Consider the following 18,988-nt stretch of genomic DNA (forward strand, 5'->3'; position numbering starts at 1 on the left):
CTCAGCTTTCGGGCGGCAACAGACGAACGGCGTCCGGCGAAATCGATAATCCGATCCGTTCGCCGGACTTGGCCCGGACCGTATTCGGCGCATCGACGGCGAGCGATCTGTTAGACACGCCGCTGACCACCAGCCGTTGCCTGTCACCAATGAAGCTGACGCTGTCGATTATACCTGAAAGCGGCGCGCTTTCGGCTGCCATCACACGTATGGTCTCGGGGCGAATCATCGCCACTGCGGCCGGTATGTTTGCATCGCCGTTAATCGGCTGACGTCCGCCCGGCAATACCAAGTGACCATTCTCGATGGCGGCCTCGACGATATTCGCCGCACCGATGAATTCGGCGACAAAGCGACTGTTCGGCGTGAAGTAGATCTCGCGCGGCGTGCCGATCTGGGCAATCTTCCCCTTCTGCATGACCACGACACGGTCGCCAAGCTCCATGGCCTCGGACTGATCGTGCGTCACGTAAATCGTTGTGATGCCGAGCGCGCGCAGCAGGCGGTTCAGCTCGCCGCGCAGCCGGTCACGCAGGGCGGCATCGAGCGCCGTCAGCGGTTCGTCGAGCAACAGGATACCCGGCCGGATCGCTACCGCGCGCGCCAGCGCCACCCGCTGCCGCTGGCCGCCTGAAAGCTGGTCGATCCGGCGGTGCTCCAGCCCGGAGATATTGGTCAGCGCCACCAGTTCGGCAACGCGCGCCGCCCGCTCTTTTTCCGGTACCCCGCGGATCTTCAATCCATAACCGATATTATCGGATACGGTCATATTGGGGAAAAGCGCATAGGACTGAAACACCATGCCGACGTTGCGCCGCTCGATCGGCACCGCCGTCATGTCTTTGTCGTCGAACAGTACCCTGCCGCCAGCATCGGGCAGTTCGAGGCCGGCGATAATGCGCAGCATGGTGGTCTTGCCGCAACCGGAGGGGCCGAGCAGCACCAGCGTTTCACCGCGGGCGATCTCGAGCGTTGCAGGTTCAAGCGCGCGCGTTCCGTCGGCGAAGGTCTTGCCGCAGGTCTCTATGCGTACCGAGGCGCCGTGTCCGGCCTGCGCACTCATCTCTTCTGTTCCTTCTCGGCAAACAATTGCATAGCGACCAGCAATGGAATGATCATCACGAAGAAGATCAGCGTATAGGCCGAGGCCACTTCCAACCGCATCGAGGCATAGCTGTCGGCGAGCCCGATCGGCAGTGTCTTGGTCAATGGCGTGTGCAGCATCCAGGTCAGGTTGAATTCACCGAGCGACAGCGTCACCACCATCAGGCTGCCCGCCAATATACCGGGCAGAGCATTGGGGACGATCACGTCCCGGAAGCGCCGCCACGGCGATGCGCCGAGCGATGCCGCGCCCTCATCCAGCGTTTTGATCTCGGCGGTCGCGAACACAGCCATCACCGATCGCACCATGAAGGGCATCGTGAAGATGACATGGCCTACGAGAATGAACAGCCAGGAGCGGCGAAAGTCGCCGAAACCTCCATAGGTCAAGAGCAGTGCCAGTGCGATGGCCAGGCCAGGGATCGCCAGCGGCAGCGTGATGATCTCCTCGACGATCCGCGACAGGCGCCCTCCCCGCACATGCAAGGCATAGGCGGCTGGAACGCCTGCGACAAGCGTCACGGCAAGAGTTGCAAATGCAACCACGAATGAAAGCAGGATGGTGCCAGCATAAAGCTCCCAGACCTGCGCAACCCATTGCAAGGTCACGCCGGATTGGATGCCGCGGAAGTAGTTCACGGTGACGCCGGCGGAGATCGACAGAATCGCGGGCACCACCAGGAATCCGGCTACCAGCAGAGTGAAGATGAACTGGCCGATAAAGATCAGGCGATCACGCATGGTCTCATCCAGCCGCCGCAACGGCACTTCCGCTGAAGGAGCGGGCAAGCGCAAGAATAAGCCAGGTAACAACGCCAAGCCCGACCGACAGCGCGGCCGAGATCGAGAAATTCGCAGCCAGCGTGAATTCGGTATAGATCAGCATCGGCAGTACATCGATGTTCGTCGCCAACGTAAACGCCGTTCCAAACGCCCCCATCGCGGTCGCAAACGCAATTGCGCCGGAGGCGACAAAGGCCGGCGCCAGGGCCGGCAGGACGACATCACGCTGCACTGCCCAAGGGCTCGCGCCAAGCGAGCGCGCGGCTTCTTCCAGGCCTGTATCAAGCTTCTGCACCGCGGCCATGATGGTGAGGATGACGCGCGGGATGGAGAAATACAGATATCCAAGAAACAACCCGTAGATCGAATAGGCAAAGACAAGCTTCTCGCCAAGCACGCGGTTCGAGAAATCGCCGATCAGGCCCTGTCGACCGGCGAGAAGAATGATCATGAAGCCGACCACCACGCCAGGAAACGCTAAAGGAAAGGTCAGCATCGCAATCAGAATGGCGCGGCCGGGGAAACGGTGCCGCTGCAGGAACATCCCGGCGACCGTCGCCACGATCAGGGTCACAATGGTGGTCGCGGTGGCTAGCAAGACCGTGTTGAGGAGGGTCGCGCGGTAACGCGGCTCGGTCAGGATCGCGAGATACCCCGCGAGCCCCTGCGGTCCTGCTGCTCCCGTTACAACAAGCCGCGCCATCGGCAACAGGAAAAATGCCGCCGTCACTACCGCAAGCGGCAGCAGGCATAACCAGACAAAAGACCTATGCGACATCAGAAAATGGTGCCCCAGCGAGAGGCGCCATATTGCCTCAGCGAACCTCGGCGAGATAGCGATCGACAAAGCCTTTTTGCATGTTTTCCATCTGGCCCCAGTCGACGTTCTTCGCACGCGCATATTCGCTGTCAGGCAGGAATTTCTTCTTCACCGCCTCGGGCAGATCGATCGGCCGCGCCGGCCGAAGGTAGGCGTTCGTCCAGATCGCCTGTCCCTTGTCCGACAAGAGATAGTCCAGCACCTTCTTGGCCTTGTCCTTATTGGGCGCGTTCTTGACGAGGCCGGCGACGTAAGGAAACACCACCGACCCCTCGCAGGGGATCACGAATTCAAAATTGCCCTTTTCTGAGTATTTCGCGCGATAGGCGTTGAAATCATAATCGAACAGGATCGGCATCTCTCCGGAGACGACGCGGGCGTAGGAAGTCTGCTTGGGGACAATCGGGTCGTTCTTCCGCAGATCCTTGAAGAAGTTGATCGCGGGATCGAAGTTCGCTTCGGAGCCACCGAGCGCCAGATTGATCGCGACCGCGCCGACATAGCCTACGGCGGCCGACGACGGATCGAGATAACCGACCATCCCCCGATAGTCGGGTTTCAGGAGATCCTTCCAGCAGGCCGGCACCGGCTTGCCGCCAAGCGCGTCCTTGTTCACGAACAGGCCAAGCGTGCCGGAATGAATCGTGGTCCAGTAACCGTCGGCATCCTTCAGGCCGGCGGGGACCTGGTCCCATCTCGCCGGTTTGTAAGGCTCGAGCGCATCCTGCGCCTTGGCCTTCATACCAAAGGTGACACCGAAATAGCCGATATCGCCCACCGGGTTATTCTTCTCGGCAAGTATCTGAGCAAGCGCTTGGCCGGAATTCTTGTTGTCGTGCGGGATATCGTAGTTGAGGTCGGCTTTGAGGGCCTTGAGCATGGAAGCCCAGTCCGCCCATTCCGGCGGGCAATTGTAGCAGATGACGTCGGCCGCTTTGGCGGATTGCCAGGGCGCGACTAGCAACAGCGCCAGCAAGGCAGCAACAAAACGGGCGGTCTTCATGGGGCACTCCGGGTTAGGGCGGCAATTGACGATCTCATCACCAATCGGTGTGACGTATAGGCCGCGTATGAAGGTTTTGCGACACAGCGTTTTGCGGGAAAGGCCGAAGCGCCGCCCGGCGCGCCATCAACGTCCGCCTGCCCCTCCTGATCGAACTGATCGCGGTCGCATTAGATGCGTCCCAAGGCGGTCAGAATAACCTGAGGCGTCAGCGGGATCTCTGTGATGATTGCCCCAAACGGCCTGAGCGCGTCATTGACCGCATTGGTCACGGCGGCCGCCGCACCTGCCGTGCCGGCTTCCCCTGCGCCCTTCGCGCCCAGTTCCGATTCGAGGGTCGGTGTGACCACATGTCCGACGTCGATGTCCGGCATTTCACCGGACATCGGAACCAGATAGTCGGCCATATTTGCGTTGGTGAGTTGGCCACGTTCGTCATACACACATTTCTCGAATAGCGCGGCGCCAAGCCCCTGCACCACGCCGCCTCTGATCTGCTCATCAACCAGTTGCGGGTTGATAATCGTGCCGCAATCCTCGACCACCCAGTGCTTCAGCAGCTTCACAAAGCCCGTATCGGGATCAAGCTCCAGCCATGAGGCTTGAATGCCGTTGGTGAAGGCGAAAGGATATTCACGCGGGACAAAGTGCCTGGTCGCCATCAATTCGGGCTGAATACCTGGCGGCAGCGTGTCGGGACGGAAATAGACAATTCGCGCGAGCTCGCTCAGATCGATCCGCGGCTCGCCATCGCCGACATTCACTACCACGTTGTTGACAATATCGAGTTCGCTTGGCGTCGATTGCAGAACGGCAGCCGCTACGTCGAGGATGTTCTTGCGCAGTGTCTTGGCGGCTTGAAGCGCGGCCTCTCCACCGATACCAGCGCCGCGCGAAGCCCAGGTGCCCCCGCCATACGGCGTATTGTCGGTATCGCCCAGGATTACGCGGACGCGATCCATTGAGACGCCAAGCACGCTTCCAACGATCTGTGCGGTAAGCGATTCCGATCCCTGCCCCTGCTCGGTGATACTTGTTTGGCAGATCACTGAACCCTGCGCATCAACCCGCACCGCGACACCGTCCTGCGAGGATATCTTCGCACCGCCTACGCCATAAAACGCCGCACTCGGATTGGTAACTTCGATGAAGCTCGCGATGCCGATGCCACGATGGATGTTGCTCACTCGCAGGGCGGCCTGCTCAGCGCGCAAGGCGTCATAGTCCATCATTTGAACGAGCTTGGCGAGCGCCGCATGGTGCGACAACTGCTCGAAGCGCAGACCTGATGGCGAGGCGCAGGGGTAGGCGTCGTCGGCAATCAGATTGCGGCGACGGATTTCAACCGGATCCATGGCAATCTTCATCGCCGCCAGATCGACCAGGCCCTCCGTCACCGAGCAGGCGATCGGATGGCCGACGGCACGGTACTGGCACATCACATTCTTGTTCTGGAATACGACGCGGGCACGGGCACGGTAATTCCCGGTCACATAGGGCCCGCCGACGAGATTGACGACCTGATTGGCCTCGATTGCGCTCGTGCGCGGGTACATGGAATAAGGCCCGATGCCCGTAAGATCGTCGATCTCGAATGCCATGATGGTGCCATCGCGCTTGACGCCGATCTTTCCCTTGCAGCGATGGTCGCGGGCATGAATATCGGTGTTGAAGCTCTCGACCCGGTCGGCGACGAACTTGACCGGACGCCGCAGGAGTTTGGATAATGCGTAGGTCGCCATCTCGTCGGCATAGATATGGACCTTGATACCGAAGGATCCGCCGACGTCCTTGCAGACGACGCGGACCTGTGATTCCTTCAAGCCAAGATGGAGCGCCGCGATATTCTGCACCATATGCGGCGCCTGCGTGCCTTGATAGATGGTCAGCCTGGCTTCCGCGGCGTTCCAGTCTGCCACCACCGCGCGCGGCTCCAGCGTCACGCCGGTGTGCCGTCCGAAAACGAACTCTGCTTCGACCACCTCGTCGGACTCGGCAAAGGCCTGATCGACGGCGCCCGCGTCGTGAATGCGCTCGAACGCCAGATTGTCTCCAAGGGAGGCGTGGATCACAGGCGTTGCCGGATCGAGCGCGGCACGCATATCCGTTACGGCGTGCAGCTCCTCATATTTAACCAAGACATGCTCTGCGGCGTCCTCGGCCTGTGCGCGGCTGGCCGCCACCACGGCAGCGACCGCTTCACCCTGCCAGCACACTCGGTCGATAGCGATAGCATTCTGCGGAGCGGATTTAAGTCCCTTCAGATGCGAAAGCACGCCGACCCACGGCGTGATGACGGTCGATAGCTCGCTGCCTGAAACGACGGCGATGACTCCGGGCATCTGTTTGGCCGCTGAAGTCTCTATGCCAACGATCCTCGCGTGCGCGTGCGGCGAGCGTAGGAACACGGCATGCGCCATCCGCGGCAGCTCGATGTCGCTGACATACAGCCCGCGTCCCTGCATCAGCCGATCGAGGTTCGGCCGCGGCACTGTCTTGCCGATATAGGAATTCGGACGGTCCAGCGCAGAAAGTGTTTGAAGATTTGACCGCTCCGACGTCATGGCCGGCGTCCCGCACGCGTCCACGCTGTACTTTCGATGGCGTCGACGATGGCCTGGTAGCCCGTACAGCGACAATAATTGCCGGAAAGATGTTCGCGTATCTGCTCTCGATCCGGACACGGCGATTGCTTCAGCAGATCCTGCGCCGCCATCAGCATTCCCGGCGTGCAGAAACCGCACTGCAGTGCATTACGCTCCCGGAATGCAGACTGCAAATCGGCAATCTCACCGCTGTCGGATACCCCCTCGATCGTCTCGATCGCTGCATTGTGTGTCTGCACCGCGAGCATCAGGCAGGAGCGGACGATGTCGCCATTGACGCGGACCGTGCATGCGCCGCACACGCCATGTTCACATCCGACATGCGTGCCGGTCAGCTTGAGATGCTCGCGAAGAAAATCTGCCAGGTTCAGGCGCGGCAGTACATTCGCTTCGACGAGCTCGCCATTGACACTCAGCGCAACCGCAACCGCATCAGTCACGCTGACGCTCCCGCACAAAGATCAGGTCGGGCAAGCAGTAACGACACGCAGCGCGCCAACAGAACCTTCGCCAGATGCCGACGCATGGCGGGTGTCGCCTGTTGATCCTCCAGCGGATCGAGTTCATCGTCCAATGCAGAAGCGGCCTCAGACAACACCGCAGATGTGACAGCGACATCGACCAGCTTGCTTGCAGACTTGGCCAGCAACGGGCGATCGCCGACGGCAAAGAAGCCAAGTCGAAGATCGGCGAAGCGTTCATCCTTGATGGAGGCCTGCGCTGCGAGACCAACAATGGCATAGTCGCCATGCCGACGGGCGAACTCATGAAAGAAATGCGTCGAATTTTTCGGAGTCAGCGGCAGCTCGACGGCAACCAGCAGCTCCTGCGGCGTAAGCGCGGTTTCGTAGATTCCGGCGAAGAACTCGTTTGCCGCAATCCGCCGCTCGCCGCCCGGTCCGCGGGCAATGATGGTAGCGCCAAGCGTGAGCATGCAGGCCGGCAGCTCCGAAGCCGGATCAGCGTGCGCAAGGCTCCCCCCAATCGTGCCGCGATTGCGGATCGCGGGATGGGCGATATGGGCGACCGCATCCTTCAGCAGGGGAGCATGGGCTGCTATTTCAGGGGATTTCAAGAGATCGGCGTGACGTGTCAACGCACCTATGGTGAGGACCCCTCTCTTCACCGCCGCCCCGCGCAACTCGGTCAGCTCACCAATATCGACAATGAGATCCGGCGCGACCAGGCGCAGATTCATCGCCGGCACCAGGCTCTGGCCGCCCGACAACACCTTGGCCCGTTCGCCATACGCGGTCAGCAATTCCAGCGCATTGGCGACGCTGGTTGCGCGGGCATAAGCGAAAGCCGAGGCTTTCATTTTCGGCGTGACCTCCCGGCCAACTATCGACATTTTCGCGCGATTAGACGGCTGAGACCGCCAAAGGTCAAGTTTGTTAGATGATTATTTCGAGTTTGAGCTTGTTTTCGAGCGACGAACGACGCACGTTCTGTGCAAACAAAAAGCCTACCTTTGGGGAAGAGCGGACCATGAAGCTTGGGTTCTTTACGATGCCGATCCATCCTGTCGACAAGGATTGGCGGCTTTCGCTCAAGGAAGATCGAGAGGCTTTCCTGCTTGCTGATGAGCTTGGGTTCACCGAAGGCTATGTCGGCGAGCACACTACCGACAGAGCCGAGAACATCACGTCCTGCATCGCATTCATTGCATGGCTCGCTGCGGCAACCAGCAAGATCAAACTTGGCACCGGCACCGTCAACATGCCGAACGCTCACCCTGCAGCGATCGCAGCCTCGATAGCGATGCTCGATCACATGCTCGACGGGCGACTGATCTTCGGCATCAGCCCGGGTGGTCTGCCGTCGGACGCGGAAGTGTTCGGCAATCTCGAGGCGGACAGGAATGCCATGTTTCTGGAGGCGATCAATCAGGTGCTTCAGATCTGGGCCAGCGAGCCGCCCTATAATCTGCAAGGTCAATTCTGGAATATATCGGTGCAGAAGACTCTGATCGAAGACATCGGCCAGGGCTTCATTCCGCGCCCACTGCAGCGGCCGCACCCGCCGATCGTGGTTACTGCGGTGGCGCCGTTTTCAAAGGGTGTGACCGAAGCCGCCGCGCGCGGTTGGGAACCAATCTCGGCCAACTTCCTGATGCCGGCCTGGGTGAAGAGCCATTGGCCGAAATACGTAGAGGGATGCGAACGCGTTGGCCGTCCTGCGGATCCAGCGAATTGGCGCGTTGCCAAAAGCGTGTTCGTAGCCAAGGACGCGGCTACCGCAAAGGCTTATGCCACGGATCCAAATGGATCTTACGTCTACTACTATCGCTCGTTGCTTACCAAGCTGAAGCGGAGCGGTCGCATCGAGCTGTTCAAGACCCGCCGCGATCAGCCGGACGACGAGGTGACGCTGGACTCGATCTGCGACAAGCTGATCATTCATGGCACGCCGGATAGCGTGGCGGATCAACTGCTGGCTTTTCAGGAAGAGACCGGCCCCTTCGGCACGTTGCTGTATGCTGGCAAGGACTGGAAAGACCGCGAACTGGGGCGACAGTCGATGGTCCTGATGGCCGAACAGGTCATGCCGAGGATCAATGCCGGCGCATCCGGCGATGCCAAGGCCGCCGAGTGATCCGCGGGGGGAGCTTGCCGTGGCGCTGAGCGATCGCATTCCCTATCAAGCACAAGTCGACAGGCCGAAGCTCACCCTTCCCGGCGGCAAGAAACTCGCGGTATGGGTCATCCTCAATGTCGAGGAGTGGCGGATCGAGAACGCGATGCCTCGCACCGTGCTGAGCCCGCCGATGGGCCAGCCGCTATTGCCCGACGTGCCGAACTGGTCCTGGCATGAATACGGGATGCGCGCCGGCTTCTGGCGACAGCTCAAGGCGCTGACGGATCGCAAAATACCGGTTACGTTGGCGCTCAATGCCAATGTCTGCAACGCCTACCCGCGTGTCGCCTCCGCTGCGCTCGACGCCGGCTTTGAATTCATGGGCCACGGTTTCGTGCAGGGGCCGATGCACAAGATCGAGAATCAGGCGGATGTCATCAAACGATCGGTCGAGACGATTTCGAAATTTGCAGGCAAGCCGCCGCGATCATGGGAAAGCCCCGGCCTCACCGAGACCGAGGAAACCCTCGATCTGCTACGCCTCAACGGCATCGAATACGTCGCGGATTGGGTGATCGACGATCTGCCGCAGGACATCGCTACGCCTCACGGCACCATCACGACGATCCCCTACTCGGTCGAACCAACGACATCGTCATCCACGCACTGCAGCATCTTTCTTCCGAGCAATTCCTGAAACGCTGCACCGATCAGTTCGATCGGCTATATCTAGAAGGCGCATCGAACGCGCGGATCATGGCGATCTCAGTTCACCCGTACATCACGGGCGTGCCGCATCGTATCAAGTATCTGGAGGCGTTGCTTGACTATGTCCTGGGTCACGATGGCGTGGCCCTGATGACAGCCAGCGAGATTGGCGACTGGTATCGCGCAGAGATGGCAAAGATCTAGATTTGATGTCTGCCGCAGGATCGTCGAAGGTCCAACGGGCTTCGGCGCTTGCTCACGAGAACTTACTGTCATCTCCAGCAATGAACCTTCCGAAACTACCGCGCGCAAACAGCAGGGGTTCCTGCCGATTATAGGCATAGGCCTCGACGGCGCCGAGGAAGATGATGTGGTCGCCGCCGTAATACCGATTGGCCGCGCGGCATTGGAAATTGGCAACGCAATCGGTCAACACCGGCGCGTTGCCAAGCCCCGGCGTCCAGTTCACGCCGGCGAACTTGTCATCCGACGACTTTGCGAACTGCGACGCCAGCGCCTGCTGGGAAGCTCCGAGAACGTTGACCGCAAAATGGCTGGCGTTCTGGAAGATCGTAAGCCCCTGCGAAAACATCCCGAGACTCCACAACACCAGCGGCGGATTGAGCGATACCGATGCAAAGGAGTTGCAGGTAACGCCATACGGCCTCCCGTCCGCGGTCATTGCCGTGACAATGGTGACGCCAGTGGCGAACGTGCCGAGCGCATTGCGAAAATCCCGCGGGTCAATCGCCGAGTTGCCGCTGGCAAGTTCATTGGCCGGATCGGCCGGATGTTTCGGTGCATCAGACATCCGCCGGGCCTCAGAGCGTCAGATTTTCGGACGGCAGGCCAAGCGCCACGCGTCCATAATTGGTTCCTGCCGCATCAAAATTGAATGCGAGGTGCGAATTCACGGCGTGAGCGTCGCGGAACTGCCGCTGCAGCGCGCCTGACGTGAACAGGCTGCGTGCGCCACTTGCCGCGAACAACAGCGAGACCGCTTCGGTGCAGAGGTTCACGGCGAAGGCGCCATCCCGCCGCAACCTCGTCTTGACCGCAAGGTCTGGAATATGGCCCCGCCTCGCCTCGGACATCGCATCGATGCAGTTCGTACGCATCACGAGGCGAGCCGCATCGATCTTGGCGGACGCCTCCGCGATCTTGATTTGGGTAGTCTGCAGATCGCTGAGTTTGGCCCGATTGTAGGTCGAGGCCCGATGCCGGGCGAACTCGACGTAATCATTGAGACAGGCTTGCGCATTGCCCAAACCCACGCCCGACAAGACGTAGGGAAACAGCGAGAATACCGGTAGCGCATAGAGCGCGTTAGGATTGACGGCGCTTCCGGGCGTCGGTCCGCCGGTCAGATCGCTGACGGCGATGGTCATGTTCTCCGCAATGAAGCAATCCTCGACCCATACATCGTTCGACCCGGTACCGCACAGGCCCGTCGCATTCCAGGTGTCGTTGATCCTGTACTCGCTCCGGTTGAGCAGGAATATCCGGTATTCGATACCCTCGGCCTCATCGTCCGAGGACACCACGCCTGCAAGCATGTTCCAGTCGCAGGATTCCACACCCGAGGAGAACGGCCAATGACCGCGCAAGACGTATCCCCCTTCCGCCTTTCTCGCGCGCCCGGCTGGAAAGATGAAGGACGAGGCAATCAACGCATCGGCATTCCTGCTCCAAACCGCGTCCTGCGCATGCTTGTCGAACATGCCCAGCATCCAGTGGTGGCTGGCAAGGTTGGCGAAGTTCCATGCTACGGAAGCATCCGCCTGTGCCAATGCGTCGGAGCAATCGACCAGAGCCACATAGTCAAGCTCGGCACCTCCGACGCGCCTGGGCTGCACGACCCGGAACAAGCCGGCGTCATGCAAATCACGTTCGGTCTCGGGCGGCAGGCGGCGGAGCTCCTCCGTCTTTGAAGCGCGACCGCGCAATTCCGGAATCAAGGCCTTGGCACGTGCAACCATGGCGGCATAGCTGTCCGAGCCCGGCCCCGCGGGTGAACCTGCATCCGGCTTGCGGCCGTGCTCCGCCATGTGTTTCCTCGCCTGCTCCGTTGCTTTACGCCGCCCGCACTTTGCCAGTCTATCGGCTGATGGCCAATGATCAAGGCGGGCGGAACATGGCTATCCGCCGCAAGAGGTTGCTCAAAAACGCAAAAAAGCCCGGCGGCCGATGGGCCACCGGGCGAGTAGAGGCATTTTGAGGCAGGGAAATGCCAAGCAGCTATTTCATGTCTTTGCGCCAATAAAGCGTGTTCGGCCAGGCCCAGGGATGCGTTGGGCTGAACAGGCGGTAACCCGCGCGAATGAAGTTGTTGGCTGACGAAATATTATCCGTAGTGTCAGATACGATCGCACACCACCCATTCAGACGCGCGCGCGCCTCCATGGCTCGCATCAGGCGCAACTGAAGCCGACGTCCGCAATGCTTGCCTAGCACGCCCACGCGGCAAAAATAGCCAGCTTTGAAAACGTGCGTCGACGAAATGACACCGGCGAAAGCGACAGGCCTGGTTCCGCAAAGCGCAAGCCACCAGTGCCCCTGATCGAATTGCGGAACGGGTGCGGTGTCAAGAAACGTCAACTGATGAAGTTCTGCAAGTGTGTCCGCAATATCGTCCTCGCTCCCGTCAACCTCACGAATTTGATACATGTCGCACCTGCGTCCGAGTTCGTCTATGTGTGCGGCAAGTCAACCGATCATTTGCCGAGCGTCGCCTTGATGCCGAGCCACACGGCACCGACGAACCCCGTTACGATCATCGTGACGACCGCCTTGAAGGTATAGCTCTGTGCCTGCTCGACGCTTCTTCGCCAGCGCCGCAGGTGCTGAAAATCAGCGCGAAGCTCTCTTCGATCGTCCTCGTCGATCCCAAACGAAGTCAGTGTCGTTGCGACGGCTTTGAGAACCACTGCGTCGATATCGTCGTGACGAATCCTTTGCTGTTCGGCCAGCGTCTCGATGACGATGGCTCTGACATCCGCCGCCTGCATCCCGGTCATCGCTTGATAATCCGCGCCACGTTCTCGAAACCTCGCTTGGCGAAATAGAACGACACCACGAGATTCGAGGTGATCGCCGCAAAGCCCGCGAGCGGATCGGTCGTGCCAAGGCCGAGAACCTTGTCCCAGATCAAAAGTTTTCCGAAATAGACCGCGACGAAGTATCCCATCAGCTTGTCGGGCTCGTACCAGTGCCCGATCTCGGCCATGCGATATCGCATGATGGCGTTCGTTTCGGAGATCTGTGCAGCGATCTCGGCAGATGCCGTCTCACTCGCGATCTTCTCCGAGGTGTTACCGGCAGCAAGCTTCGCTTTGTAACCTTCGATCAGACCCTTGATGACGGGGCCGCCGATGAAACTGATGATGGTCATCCACATTTGCGCGTCTCCAGCGTCATCCATACCGCGAACACGACCGCCAACGCTTCAGCGCCGAGCACGCCAGGGCGGACCTGATAGAGCTGGCTTGCCATCCAGAGCACCCATCCGCCGGCCAGCACGGCCGTCCAAGCCAGCAGGGCGAGCACGATTTTCATGTCAGAGCGTCCGGCGGCGGCAAGCTTCGGTGATCACGCCGGCCAGCGCTGCAAAGGCCAGCATCTTGAACGCCGACCTGGCGTCCAGGCTCGATAGCTGCGTGAAGTCATATCCCGAGAAGGCCGCGATGAGGCCTGCGCCAACGATGCCGACGACGTATTGGATACGCGCCCAGAGGATCGTCACGGAATCCTTGAACCATGCCTTGACCTCGTTCCATGTGCTGATCATGCTTTCCTCCTGAGAACCACGTTGAAAATGTTGGCGATGAACGCCCCGATCGAACCTTTCGATGGATTGATAATCGAGGGCGCGGCAGGCTTTTCAGCCGGGATCGGCTTGACGGAAGCCGCGGGCGCAATCGTCGCACCCGTGAACGTGATAGTGGGATCGAGCGCCATCATCGCCATCAAGAGGCCGGCGCAACCAGGCTGGCTATCCACGACGTCCGGATCGTAGACGCCGTCACGGACATACTTGCCGGATCGATACTGGTCGGTGCCGGCCCAGATGTAGGGCGACGGCCTCCCTCGCGCGGCGTAACCAAGCCCGTTATATTGCTCGAGCTTGGCCAGCGTCCGGCCAATACTCCAGTCCTTGTTGCGCGCGGCATAAGGAGCGCAGTTGACGAGCGCGTCGATCGCCGCCTCTTCCCACGACCTGAAGGGGCCGCGGCCGGCAGGCACATGGACCGAAACCCTGTTCCAGGGATCGCCCCTGCGCCAGCGATCCGGTCCAATCCTGTGAGCACTCGCGCTCGTGGATGACGGCAATAGCCGGCCAAGGAACGCCGGTTCTGGCGGATACGGCCTGGTATCTCGCCTTGGCACCCGGCGCCACCAGCCGCCGGGCAACAGTCGTGAAATTGCGGGTCAGCCTGGCGGCGGCCCAGCGCTTGGCGTTCGATTCGGTAAGAGCGATCAGATTTGTCATGTGCTCAGGTTGACCATGCGTCGGTTGTGAATTTGTTTGGCGGGCGGGAGCTTTGGTTTGTTTCCCCCGGATTGCGGCCTCCCAGTGCAATTCCGTCCGCCAACCGCATAGACCGCCCCATGAAAACGGGCCGACAATGAAGGGCGGCGGTTAGACGGTTAGTGATTTCCCCCGGATTGCTGTTCCCGGCGAGGTTGTGATAGGTAGGCCGGACTGCCGAAACGGGGGTCTTAATGCGAGACGCGGTCACGGGCTTTTATGTTGAGGTTTTGCGCAGGCTATTGGCGGAAAACACGATCTCGACCGCGGATCGTGTCCTTGTGGTCTGCGGCGGGCCGCTGGATGAAACAGTCTTTCGGGAGACAGGCTTTCGCAACGTCACCGTGACCGGCATTGACAGAGAGGGAGAGCTTCGCCAGGACGCCGAGAGCCTGACCTACGGCGACGGCGCCTTTGACGTCGTTGTGGTTCACGCCGGGCTGCATCACTGCTATTCGCCGCACCGCGCCTTGCTGGAAATGTACCGCGTCGCGCGGAAATGCGCGCTGGCGTTCGAGAGCCGCGACAGCCTCTTGATGCGATCGGCCGTACGCCTCGGCCTGACACTCGATTACGAGGTTAATTCGGTTGTCGACGGGAAAGGCGGTGTTGCCGACACCGGAACGCCGAATTTCGTCTATCGCTGGACAGAACGCGAAGTCATCAAGACAGTTGCGAGCTACGATCCGAAGCGCCCGCCGACCGTCCAATTCTACTACGACATGAGACTGCCAATTCAGCGGTTTTCGCGGTCCGGTCAAGCCGTGCTGCGCGCAATCGCGACGGCGATCGAGCCGCTGTCGCGCGTCTTTGCCCGGATCGCCCCCAAGCAATGCAACGAATTCGCCTTTGCCGTCACGAAGCGAAGCGAACCGCATCCGTGGATCAAATAATCCGGATGATGTAGTTGCAGATAATCGTCGGCTGAACGTTCTTGTGAGCGCCGCCCCCGCCCTTTGCCGCGGTCTTGTTGTCGTTCGCTACGCCGTTGACCGAACCGATGGTGATGCCGGTTGTGCTGCTCCCCGTGCTACTGGTGGATGCGATGGTGCCGGGCGGATTAGCGCCTGAACTTTGCCCGCCGAGTGGTGCGCTATAAGGGTGGGTGTGGCCCGGGTCCCTGAGAAACACATCATGCTGATGCGACGGAATTTCACCTTCAACGAGCGGGTGGCTTTCCGAACCGCCGACTGCCCCCATTTGGGTTGAGTTGCCACCGAAATAGGTTGCCGTCAGCCGCGACGCCGCAGCCTCTTTCATTGCGGAGACGCGGCCGGTCTTGTCCGGAACATTGAACGTGGTCGAGCCGTCGCCGACGCCGTAAGTCGTTCCCCACCGCGCGAAGGCCCGCGCATAGACGGTTCGTGAAATCGCCTGACCGGCCGGAAAGATGAACGCGCTGTTCGGCGCCACCGTATCCCAATAGTCCATGCCGCCCAGGAACGGGACGTTGAATGGGCTGGTAAAGTAGCCCCGCAGATAGAACGCGCCATCCGCGTTGCTATAGAGCGCCGTGTAAGGCGTGCCCTGCACCAGCGTTCCGGCAACTAGCTCGGCATTTGGTGCGCTGCGCAGAGGCCTCGCTCCGAGCCCGTCAACGTTCAGCGTCACCGTGTCGCCGTTCGTAGTGTGCGGCGTGAACGCGATCATCTGGCCGTTGAGTCGCGCCAGCGTGTCGAAAACCTGATAGCTCGAAACCGTGTACGACGTCGCTGTCCCGCCCGTGGCAATCGCGCCTGCAATATCGTCGCGTTGTTTGGCGACCGACGCCATCATCGCCCGCCCCGAGTCGTTGACGCTGGAGGGCGACTGCCCTTCCTGCCAGTTAATCGAAGCATCGGCAGTCGCGTTGTTTGCCGCCGTCTGCGACCATCTATAGAGAGTCATCTTAATTCCTCCGTTTCCAGCAAATGACCGGTCAAGCCTTGCTGTCCAGCTCGAGATATTGCGCGCAGGGGCACGCGGGCACCCGTGCCGTCACGAGATTGCGGATCACGCCGGACGGAACGCCGGGGCTTTGCTTGGCTACGGCGTCTACGTGCGCGTCTATGATTTCCTCAATTTCGGCCCTGATCTGTTTGATGCGCTCTTCAAGCGTTGGGGTGCGTGTCGTTTTCATCGGCTTTGCTTTCCTCATTCGTGCGGGTCTCGCTCTTCTGGTATGCCGCCAGCTTGTGCCTCGCGGTGGCTGCCTCGTTCTGCGCCCGCCGTAACGCCTTTTCGCGTTGGGCTTCGTGGGCTGCCACATAGACCTGCAAGTCATATGGCAGCGATCTGAAGCGCAGCTTGCGGTCGTTCGGCCACGAGCGCGGCGGATCGATTCGGGCGAGATCGCTGATAGCCGCCGCTGCCGCGCCCCCGAGCGTCGGGTCTGCCAGGCCGGCCGAGACATGCAGCCGCGATATGTCCTGGACCGCAGGCCAAAGCCGCTCGATGCCGAGCGGAGCGCAGTCCATGACAAAACGCGCAACGTGCGCCGGCGCTGCGGGATAAGGCGACAGGCCGTGCAGTTCGCACCATTTCGCGAACATCGGCGCGGCCTGCATCCGGGCTCGCGCCAGAGCGGCGAGCACCGGGTTGATGGTAGGACGCATCAGACGTTCTAGCGCCTGGCCTTGCGCAGCGCTTCGTGAACGGTACCCATCTTCTTGCGCAAGGCCATCAACTGGACGCGCCGGCGCAGACTGTGCGGACTGGAGTCGATCTCGCCACACAGCTCGGTGTCAAACCTTTCGAGAGCTTCCGCGCGCTTCTGCACTCCGTAGAGCGCGAAGTTCTTCGAGATCTCTTCAGTTGTTATCGGCTCACCATGGAGCTTTTCGGCTGCGGATTCGGCACGGTCGATGAAATCGCGGTTGTCCTGCACGGCAAATTTTCCTTTAGAGAAAGCTGCCATTCCCGGAAATGGCGAGCGAATTTGAAAGAGCATCTTCGACCTGAGGGATTCGCGCGCAGAACCGGCGCGGACAGCGGGCCGCGCTCACGCACGTCGTGAAGCACTTAACGGGGAATGGAAGTGGCCGACGCGCCTACGGCGAACCGAAGAAAACCCACGGTGGCAGTAGCCTTTGCGGCGTCGTCGGATTACCGCCCGAGGCTCCAACCGCACTCTGTCGCGGCTGTGTCGGGTTCGTGGGATCGACGCCTGCCATCGAAGCTATCCAGTTGCCAACATCGCTGGGAAGCGAATTTCGATGGGTAGAAGAAACGAACCTGGCAGTGGATCCAGCAGCGGGAGGGGCTGCCTGCGCTTGGTTGACACTCGCTCGGTCGAGATACTGAAGATGTTCATTGATGGCCAGAGGCGGAGCAGCGGTAAAGCTTGGCAACAATCCCGGCGTGCTACCGGGATTGCGCAAAGCCGCCTTCAATTGTGACCCCGTAAAGGGTTGGTAGACCCGCCCGATTCCGGCATCAGGAACCGGATCATCATCGAGCCGCCCCAGTCCACGATACGGGATTTCAAACATTATCCCCCTGATTTCTCGGATCATAGTATCGCCTCGCCGCTTCACGTGCTGCTTCAAGAAGATAGTTGCGAGTATTGCGCTCGAAGTCGAAATTGCTATCGAGCGGCTTGATCTCAACACCCTTGAATGTCTTAGAGCCATCCTGGTTGACGACCACTTGGCCGGAAATTCTGGCGCTTTCATTTCCAAACACTAGTGCCCGCGTTTTGTAATCTGCAGAAAATGGTTCCGTGGCGTAGTTTGATTATCGTGGCCTTTACAGCAGGGTCCTCCTTGTTCTTCGGTGCCAGCTTCCACAAGTCGTACGTGCCTGGTGCGAGGGTTCTGTTATTGATAATTTGATTCACAATCAGGAACATTCCCGGGTGGTAAAACCTGCCTGGCCCATCGGCCATATACCACGGCATGTCGACAGGAATCGGTGCAGGTGCATCACCAACAGGCGTCGGCGTTCCGCCAATTTCGCGCTCAGATAATGATCTACAAACTGCTGCGCCGTCCGACGTCTACCGTTTGCCAGCTTGACTTCGTTTCCAGACATCCCACATCTACTTGTTGTTTCGCCTCAATATACTCGCTAGGTGCAAGCGCATGATCGCACTTTGCGAGCCTCGCTGTTCGCAGCAGGAGATGATCAGATATGCGACTCAGTCGATCACGGCGCACTTCCCGCCTGGAAATGTCCGGGACCACGACAAATGAATGAGAGATTTTCCGCCTCACCGGGCTGATGACGTTCGTCACGACCTACCAAAATTGCGATCATGCGGTCCGTAATGAAAGCGCGGGCCTAGGCTGGCGCCTTACCCAGAGCTCTATTCTCTGCCAAGGCTCCAGGGTGGTATTCGCAGTTGTTGCCTTAAGCGATCCGCATCAACTGGTTGCGCATATATGAACGAGTCTTCGGTGAACACAGCGCCGCAGTTTGAAAGCGACATTTCCGCGTCAACGCGCCGTTCTACCGCTTCTCCTTCTGTGTTTCCTCTAACAACAACGTTCCAGATGATGACCCCGAAGATATTTCTGGTTCTGATAACTTCGCAACAACCATCCTCCTGATCCCAGGCAACGAGTTCTGGCATCACATCAACATATCCATAGATTTCGTGGCGCACGTAGTTGGCTCGACTAATTCGTATCCTTGCTTGCTTAATCGCGTCAGCCTCTGACTGAATAGGACGATCTCCAGGCGCGCAAAGATTATTCTTACGATAGGCAAATTCAGCCATTGGCACGACGAGCAACGCCACCAGAGCAAGCAACACGTTTCTTGTCCGAAAGATCCGCGGGAGGGACCAACCCTACGGCCCCTCGGTGGGATTATTCGTGAACATTGCCCTGACTTTACGCGCATAACTCCAGTATTTTTTGTGCAGATCCCTCGCCATT

General features: G+C 59.9%; 23 protein-coding genes and 1 pseudogene. 3 read left to right on the top strand and 21 right to left on the bottom strand.

Translation table 11 applies throughout. The features are described from left to right. Position 1: 1 nt before the first annotated feature. The 7 genes from KJQ96_RS01195 to KJQ96_RS01225 form a co-directional block, all read right to left on the bottom strand. Positions 2–1,063 carry an ABC transporter ATP-binding protein gene (locus tag KJQ96_RS01195; RefSeq protein ID WP_213284878.1) on the bottom strand — a complete coding sequence of 354 codons (1,062 nt, stop codon included), beginning with the start codon at positions 1,061–1,063 and terminating at the stop codon, positions 2–4. Continuing rightward, positions 1,060–1,845, bottom strand: coding sequence for an ABC transporter permease (locus tag KJQ96_RS01200; RefSeq protein ID WP_213284879.1), 786 nt, complete (start codon positions 1,843–1,845; stop codon positions 1,060–1,062). The genes KJQ96_RS01195 and KJQ96_RS01200 overlap by 4 nt, the downstream gene beginning before the upstream one ends. A gap of 4 nt (positions 1,846–1,849) precedes the next feature. Continuing rightward, positions 1,850–2,665 carry an ABC transporter permease gene (locus KJQ96_RS01205; protein WP_213284880.1) on the bottom strand — a complete coding sequence of 272 codons (816 nt, stop codon included), beginning with the start codon at positions 2,663–2,665 and terminating at the stop codon, positions 1,850–1,852. Between the two features lie 37 nt (positions 2,666–2,702). Next, positions 2,703–3,710, bottom strand: a complete 1,008-nt coding sequence (locus KJQ96_RS01210) for an ABC transporter substrate-binding protein (RefSeq protein ID WP_213284881.1) — start codon at positions 3,708–3,710, stop codon at positions 2,703–2,705. Between the two features lie 170 nt (positions 3,711–3,880). Continuing rightward, positions 3,881–6,274 (bottom strand): xanthine dehydrogenase family protein molybdopterin-binding subunit, encoded by a 2,394-nt coding sequence (locus tag KJQ96_RS01215; RefSeq protein ID WP_213284882.1) that lies wholly within the window; start codon positions 6,272–6,274, stop codon positions 3,881–3,883. Continuing rightward, positions 6,271–6,756: a (2Fe-2S)-binding protein gene (locus KJQ96_RS01220; protein ID WP_213284883.1), complete on the bottom strand. Its 486-nt coding sequence runs from the start codon at positions 6,754–6,756 to the stop codon at positions 6,271–6,273. Before KJQ96_RS01220 ends, KJQ96_RS01215 begins: the two co-directional genes overlap by 4 nt. Then, the gene (locus tag KJQ96_RS01225; RefSeq protein WP_213284884.1) at positions 6,753–7,634 is read right to left on the bottom strand and encodes a xanthine dehydrogenase family protein subunit M; all 882 of its coding nucleotides are present in this window, start codon (positions 7,632–7,634) and stop codon (positions 6,753–6,755) included. Before KJQ96_RS01225 ends, KJQ96_RS01220 begins: the two co-directional genes overlap by 4 nt. Before the next feature lie 170 nt (positions 7,635–7,804). Here KJQ96_RS01225 and KJQ96_RS01230 point away from each other — a divergent pair, with 170 nt between their 5' ends. Together KJQ96_RS01230 and KJQ96_RS01235 are read left to right on the top strand one after the other, a co-directional pair. Further along, a complete protein-coding gene (locus tag KJQ96_RS01230; protein WP_213284885.1) occupies positions 7,805–8,911 on the top strand; it encodes an LLM class flavin-dependent oxidoreductase in 1,107 nt (368 codons plus the stop codon). 19 nt (positions 8,912–8,930) lie between these two features. After that, a pseudogene (locus KJQ96_RS01235) lies at positions 8,931–9,805 on the top strand (polysaccharide deacetylase family protein). A 52-nt stretch (positions 9,806–9,857) separates the two neighbouring features. Here the strand turns inward: KJQ96_RS01235 and KJQ96_RS01240 are convergent. The 8 genes from KJQ96_RS01240 to KJQ96_RS01275 form a co-directional block, all read right to left on the bottom strand. After that, positions 9,858–10,412: a flavin reductase family protein gene (locus KJQ96_RS01240; protein ID WP_213284886.1), complete on the bottom strand. Its 555-nt coding sequence runs from the start codon at positions 10,410–10,412 to the stop codon at positions 9,858–9,860. 10 nt (positions 10,413–10,422) lie between these two features. Next, the gene (locus tag KJQ96_RS01245) at positions 10,423–11,649 is read right to left on the bottom strand and encodes an acyl-CoA dehydrogenase family protein (RefSeq protein WP_213284887.1); all 1,227 of its coding nucleotides are present in this window, start codon (positions 11,647–11,649) and stop codon (positions 10,423–10,425) included. A gap of 190 nt (positions 11,650–11,839) precedes the next feature. Continuing rightward, complete coding sequence (locus KJQ96_RS01250) at positions 11,840–12,268, bottom strand: GNAT family N-acetyltransferase (protein ID WP_213284888.1); 429 nt, start codon at positions 12,266–12,268, stop codon at positions 11,840–11,842. 47 nt (positions 12,269–12,315) lie between these two features. Then, positions 12,316–12,609, bottom strand: coding sequence for a hypothetical protein (locus KJQ96_RS01255; RefSeq protein ID WP_057844588.1), 294 nt, complete (start codon positions 12,607–12,609; stop codon positions 12,316–12,318). A gap of 5 nt (positions 12,610–12,614) precedes the next feature. Further along, the gene (locus tag KJQ96_RS01260) at positions 12,615–12,998 is read right to left on the bottom strand and encodes a hypothetical protein (protein WP_213284889.1); all 384 of its coding nucleotides are present in this window, start codon (positions 12,996–12,998) and stop codon (positions 12,615–12,617) included. Then, positions 12,989–13,156, bottom strand: a complete 168-nt coding sequence (locus tag KJQ96_RS01265) for a hypothetical protein (protein ID WP_213284890.1) — start codon at positions 13,154–13,156, stop codon at positions 12,989–12,991. Before KJQ96_RS01265 ends, KJQ96_RS01260 begins: the two co-directional genes overlap by 10 nt. Before the next feature lies 1 nt (position 13,157). After that, on the bottom strand, positions 13,158–13,388 hold the full coding sequence (locus KJQ96_RS01270) for a hypothetical protein (protein ID WP_213284891.1): 231 nt from the start codon (positions 13,386–13,388) through the stop codon (positions 13,158–13,160). Beyond that, complete coding sequence (locus KJQ96_RS01275) at positions 13,385–13,843, bottom strand: hypothetical protein (protein WP_249733577.1); 459 nt, start codon at positions 13,841–13,843, stop codon at positions 13,385–13,387. The genes KJQ96_RS01270 and KJQ96_RS01275 overlap by 4 nt, the downstream gene beginning before the upstream one ends. A 480-nt stretch (positions 13,844–14,323) precedes the next feature. Between KJQ96_RS01275 and KJQ96_RS01280 the strand changes: the two genes are divergently transcribed. Further along, positions 14,324–15,022, top strand: coding sequence for a class I SAM-dependent methyltransferase (locus tag KJQ96_RS01280; protein WP_213284892.1), 699 nt, complete (start codon positions 14,324–14,326; stop codon positions 15,020–15,022). Here KJQ96_RS01280 and KJQ96_RS01285 read toward each other — a convergent pair. From KJQ96_RS01285 to KJQ96_RS01310, 6 genes are all read right to left on the bottom strand, one after another. Next, on the bottom strand, positions 15,015–16,016 hold the full coding sequence (locus KJQ96_RS01285) for a tail fiber protein (RefSeq protein WP_213284893.1): 1,002 nt from the start codon (positions 16,014–16,016) through the stop codon (positions 15,015–15,017). The genes KJQ96_RS01280 and KJQ96_RS01285 overlap by 8 nt on opposite strands. A gap of 31 nt (positions 16,017–16,047) precedes the next feature. After that, positions 16,048–16,248: a hypothetical protein gene (locus KJQ96_RS01290; protein WP_213284894.1), complete on the bottom strand. Its 201-nt coding sequence runs from the start codon at positions 16,246–16,248 to the stop codon at positions 16,048–16,050. Then, the gene (locus tag KJQ96_RS01295) at positions 16,220–16,723 is read right to left on the bottom strand and encodes a hypothetical protein (protein WP_213284895.1); all 504 of its coding nucleotides are present in this window, start codon (positions 16,721–16,723) and stop codon (positions 16,220–16,222) included. Before KJQ96_RS01295 ends, KJQ96_RS01290 begins: the two co-directional genes overlap by 29 nt. 8 nt (positions 16,724–16,731) lie before the next feature. After that, entirely contained in the window at positions 16,732–17,058 is a 327-nt protein-coding gene (locus tag KJQ96_RS01300) for a hypothetical protein (RefSeq protein WP_249733579.1), read from the bottom strand. A gap of 533 nt (positions 17,059–17,591) precedes the next feature. Then, positions 17,592–17,792 (bottom strand): hypothetical protein, encoded by a 201-nt coding sequence (locus KJQ96_RS01305; RefSeq protein WP_213284896.1) that lies wholly within the window; start codon positions 17,790–17,792, stop codon positions 17,592–17,594. A 622-nt stretch (positions 17,793–18,414) separates the two neighbouring features. Continuing rightward, on the bottom strand, positions 18,415–18,864 hold the full coding sequence (locus KJQ96_RS01310) for a hypothetical protein (RefSeq protein ID WP_213284897.1): 450 nt from the start codon (positions 18,862–18,864) through the stop codon (positions 18,415–18,417). Positions 18,865–18,988 lie beyond the last annotated feature (124 nt).

Origin of the sequence: Bradyrhizobium sp. sGM-13 (assembly GCF_018398875.1) — a bacterium.
Classification (GTDB): domain Bacteria; phylum Pseudomonadota; class Alphaproteobacteria; order Rhizobiales; family Xanthobacteraceae; genus Bradyrhizobium.

Bases quoted from the DNA above. Each gene is read 5' to 3' on its own strand.
- KJQ96_RS01255 (WP_057844588.1), bottom strand. From the start codon at position 12,609: ATGCAGGCGGCGGATGTCAGAGCCATCGTCATCGAGACGCTGGCCGAA.
- KJQ96_RS01285 (WP_213284893.1), bottom strand. From the start codon at position 16,016: ATGACTCTCTATAGATGGTCGCAGACGGCGGCAAACAACGCGACTGCC.
- KJQ96_RS01270 (WP_213284891.1), bottom strand. From the start codon at position 13,388: ATGATCAGCACATGGAACGAGGTCAAGGCATGGTTCAAGGATTCCGTG.
- KJQ96_RS01225 (WP_213284884.1), bottom strand. From the start codon at position 7,634: ATGAAAGCCTCGGCTTTCGCTTATGCCCGCGCAACCAGCGTCGCCAAT.
- KJQ96_RS01240 (WP_213284886.1), bottom strand. From the start codon at position 10,412: ATGTCTGATGCACCGAAACATCCGGCCGATCCGGCCAATGAACTTGCC.
- KJQ96_RS01200 (WP_213284879.1), bottom strand. From the start codon at position 1,845: ATGCGTGATCGCCTGATCTTTATCGGCCAGTTCATCTTCACTCTGCTG.
- KJQ96_RS01215 (WP_213284882.1), bottom strand. From the start codon at position 6,274: ATGACGTCGGAGCGGTCAAATCTTCAAACACTTTCTGCGCTGGACCGT.
- KJQ96_RS01280 (WP_213284892.1), top strand. From the start codon at position 14,324: ATGCGAGACGCGGTCACGGGCTTTTATGTTGAGGTTTTGCGCAGGCTA.
- KJQ96_RS01210 (WP_213284881.1), bottom strand. From the start codon at position 3,710: ATGAAGACCGCCCGTTTTGTTGCTGCCTTGCTGGCGCTGTTGCTAGTC.
- KJQ96_RS01195 (WP_213284878.1), bottom strand. From the start codon at position 1,063: ATGAGTGCGCAGGCCGGACACGGCGCCTCGGTACGCATAGAGACCTGC.
- KJQ96_RS01265 (WP_213284890.1), bottom strand. From the start codon at position 13,156: ATGAAAATCGTGCTCGCCCTGCTGGCTTGGACGGCCGTGCTGGCCGGC.
- KJQ96_RS01260 (WP_213284889.1), bottom strand. From the start codon at position 12,998: ATGTGGATGACCATCATCAGTTTCATCGGCGGCCCCGTCATCAAGGGT.
- KJQ96_RS01245 (WP_213284887.1), bottom strand. From the start codon at position 11,649: ATGGCGGAGCACGGCCGCAAGCCGGATGCAGGTTCACCCGCGGGGCCG.
- KJQ96_RS01205 (WP_213284880.1), bottom strand. From the start codon at position 2,665: ATGTCGCATAGGTCTTTTGTCTGGTTATGCCTGCTGCCGCTTGCGGTA.
- KJQ96_RS01300 (WP_249733579.1), bottom strand. From the start codon at position 17,058: ATGCTCTTTCAAATTCGCTCGCCATTTCCGGGAATGGCAGCTTTCTCT.
- KJQ96_RS01230 (WP_213284885.1), top strand. From the start codon at position 7,805: ATGAAGCTTGGGTTCTTTACGATGCCGATCCATCCTGTCGACAAGGAT.
- KJQ96_RS01290 (WP_213284894.1), bottom strand. From the start codon at position 16,248: ATGAAAACGACACGCACCCCAACGCTTGAAGAGCGCATCAAACAGATC.
- KJQ96_RS01295 (WP_213284895.1), bottom strand. From the start codon at position 16,723: ATGCGTCCTACCATCAACCCGGTGCTCGCCGCTCTGGCGCGAGCCCGG.
- KJQ96_RS01250 (WP_213284888.1), bottom strand. From the start codon at position 12,268: ATGTATCAAATTCGTGAGGTTGACGGGAGCGAGGACGATATTGCGGAC.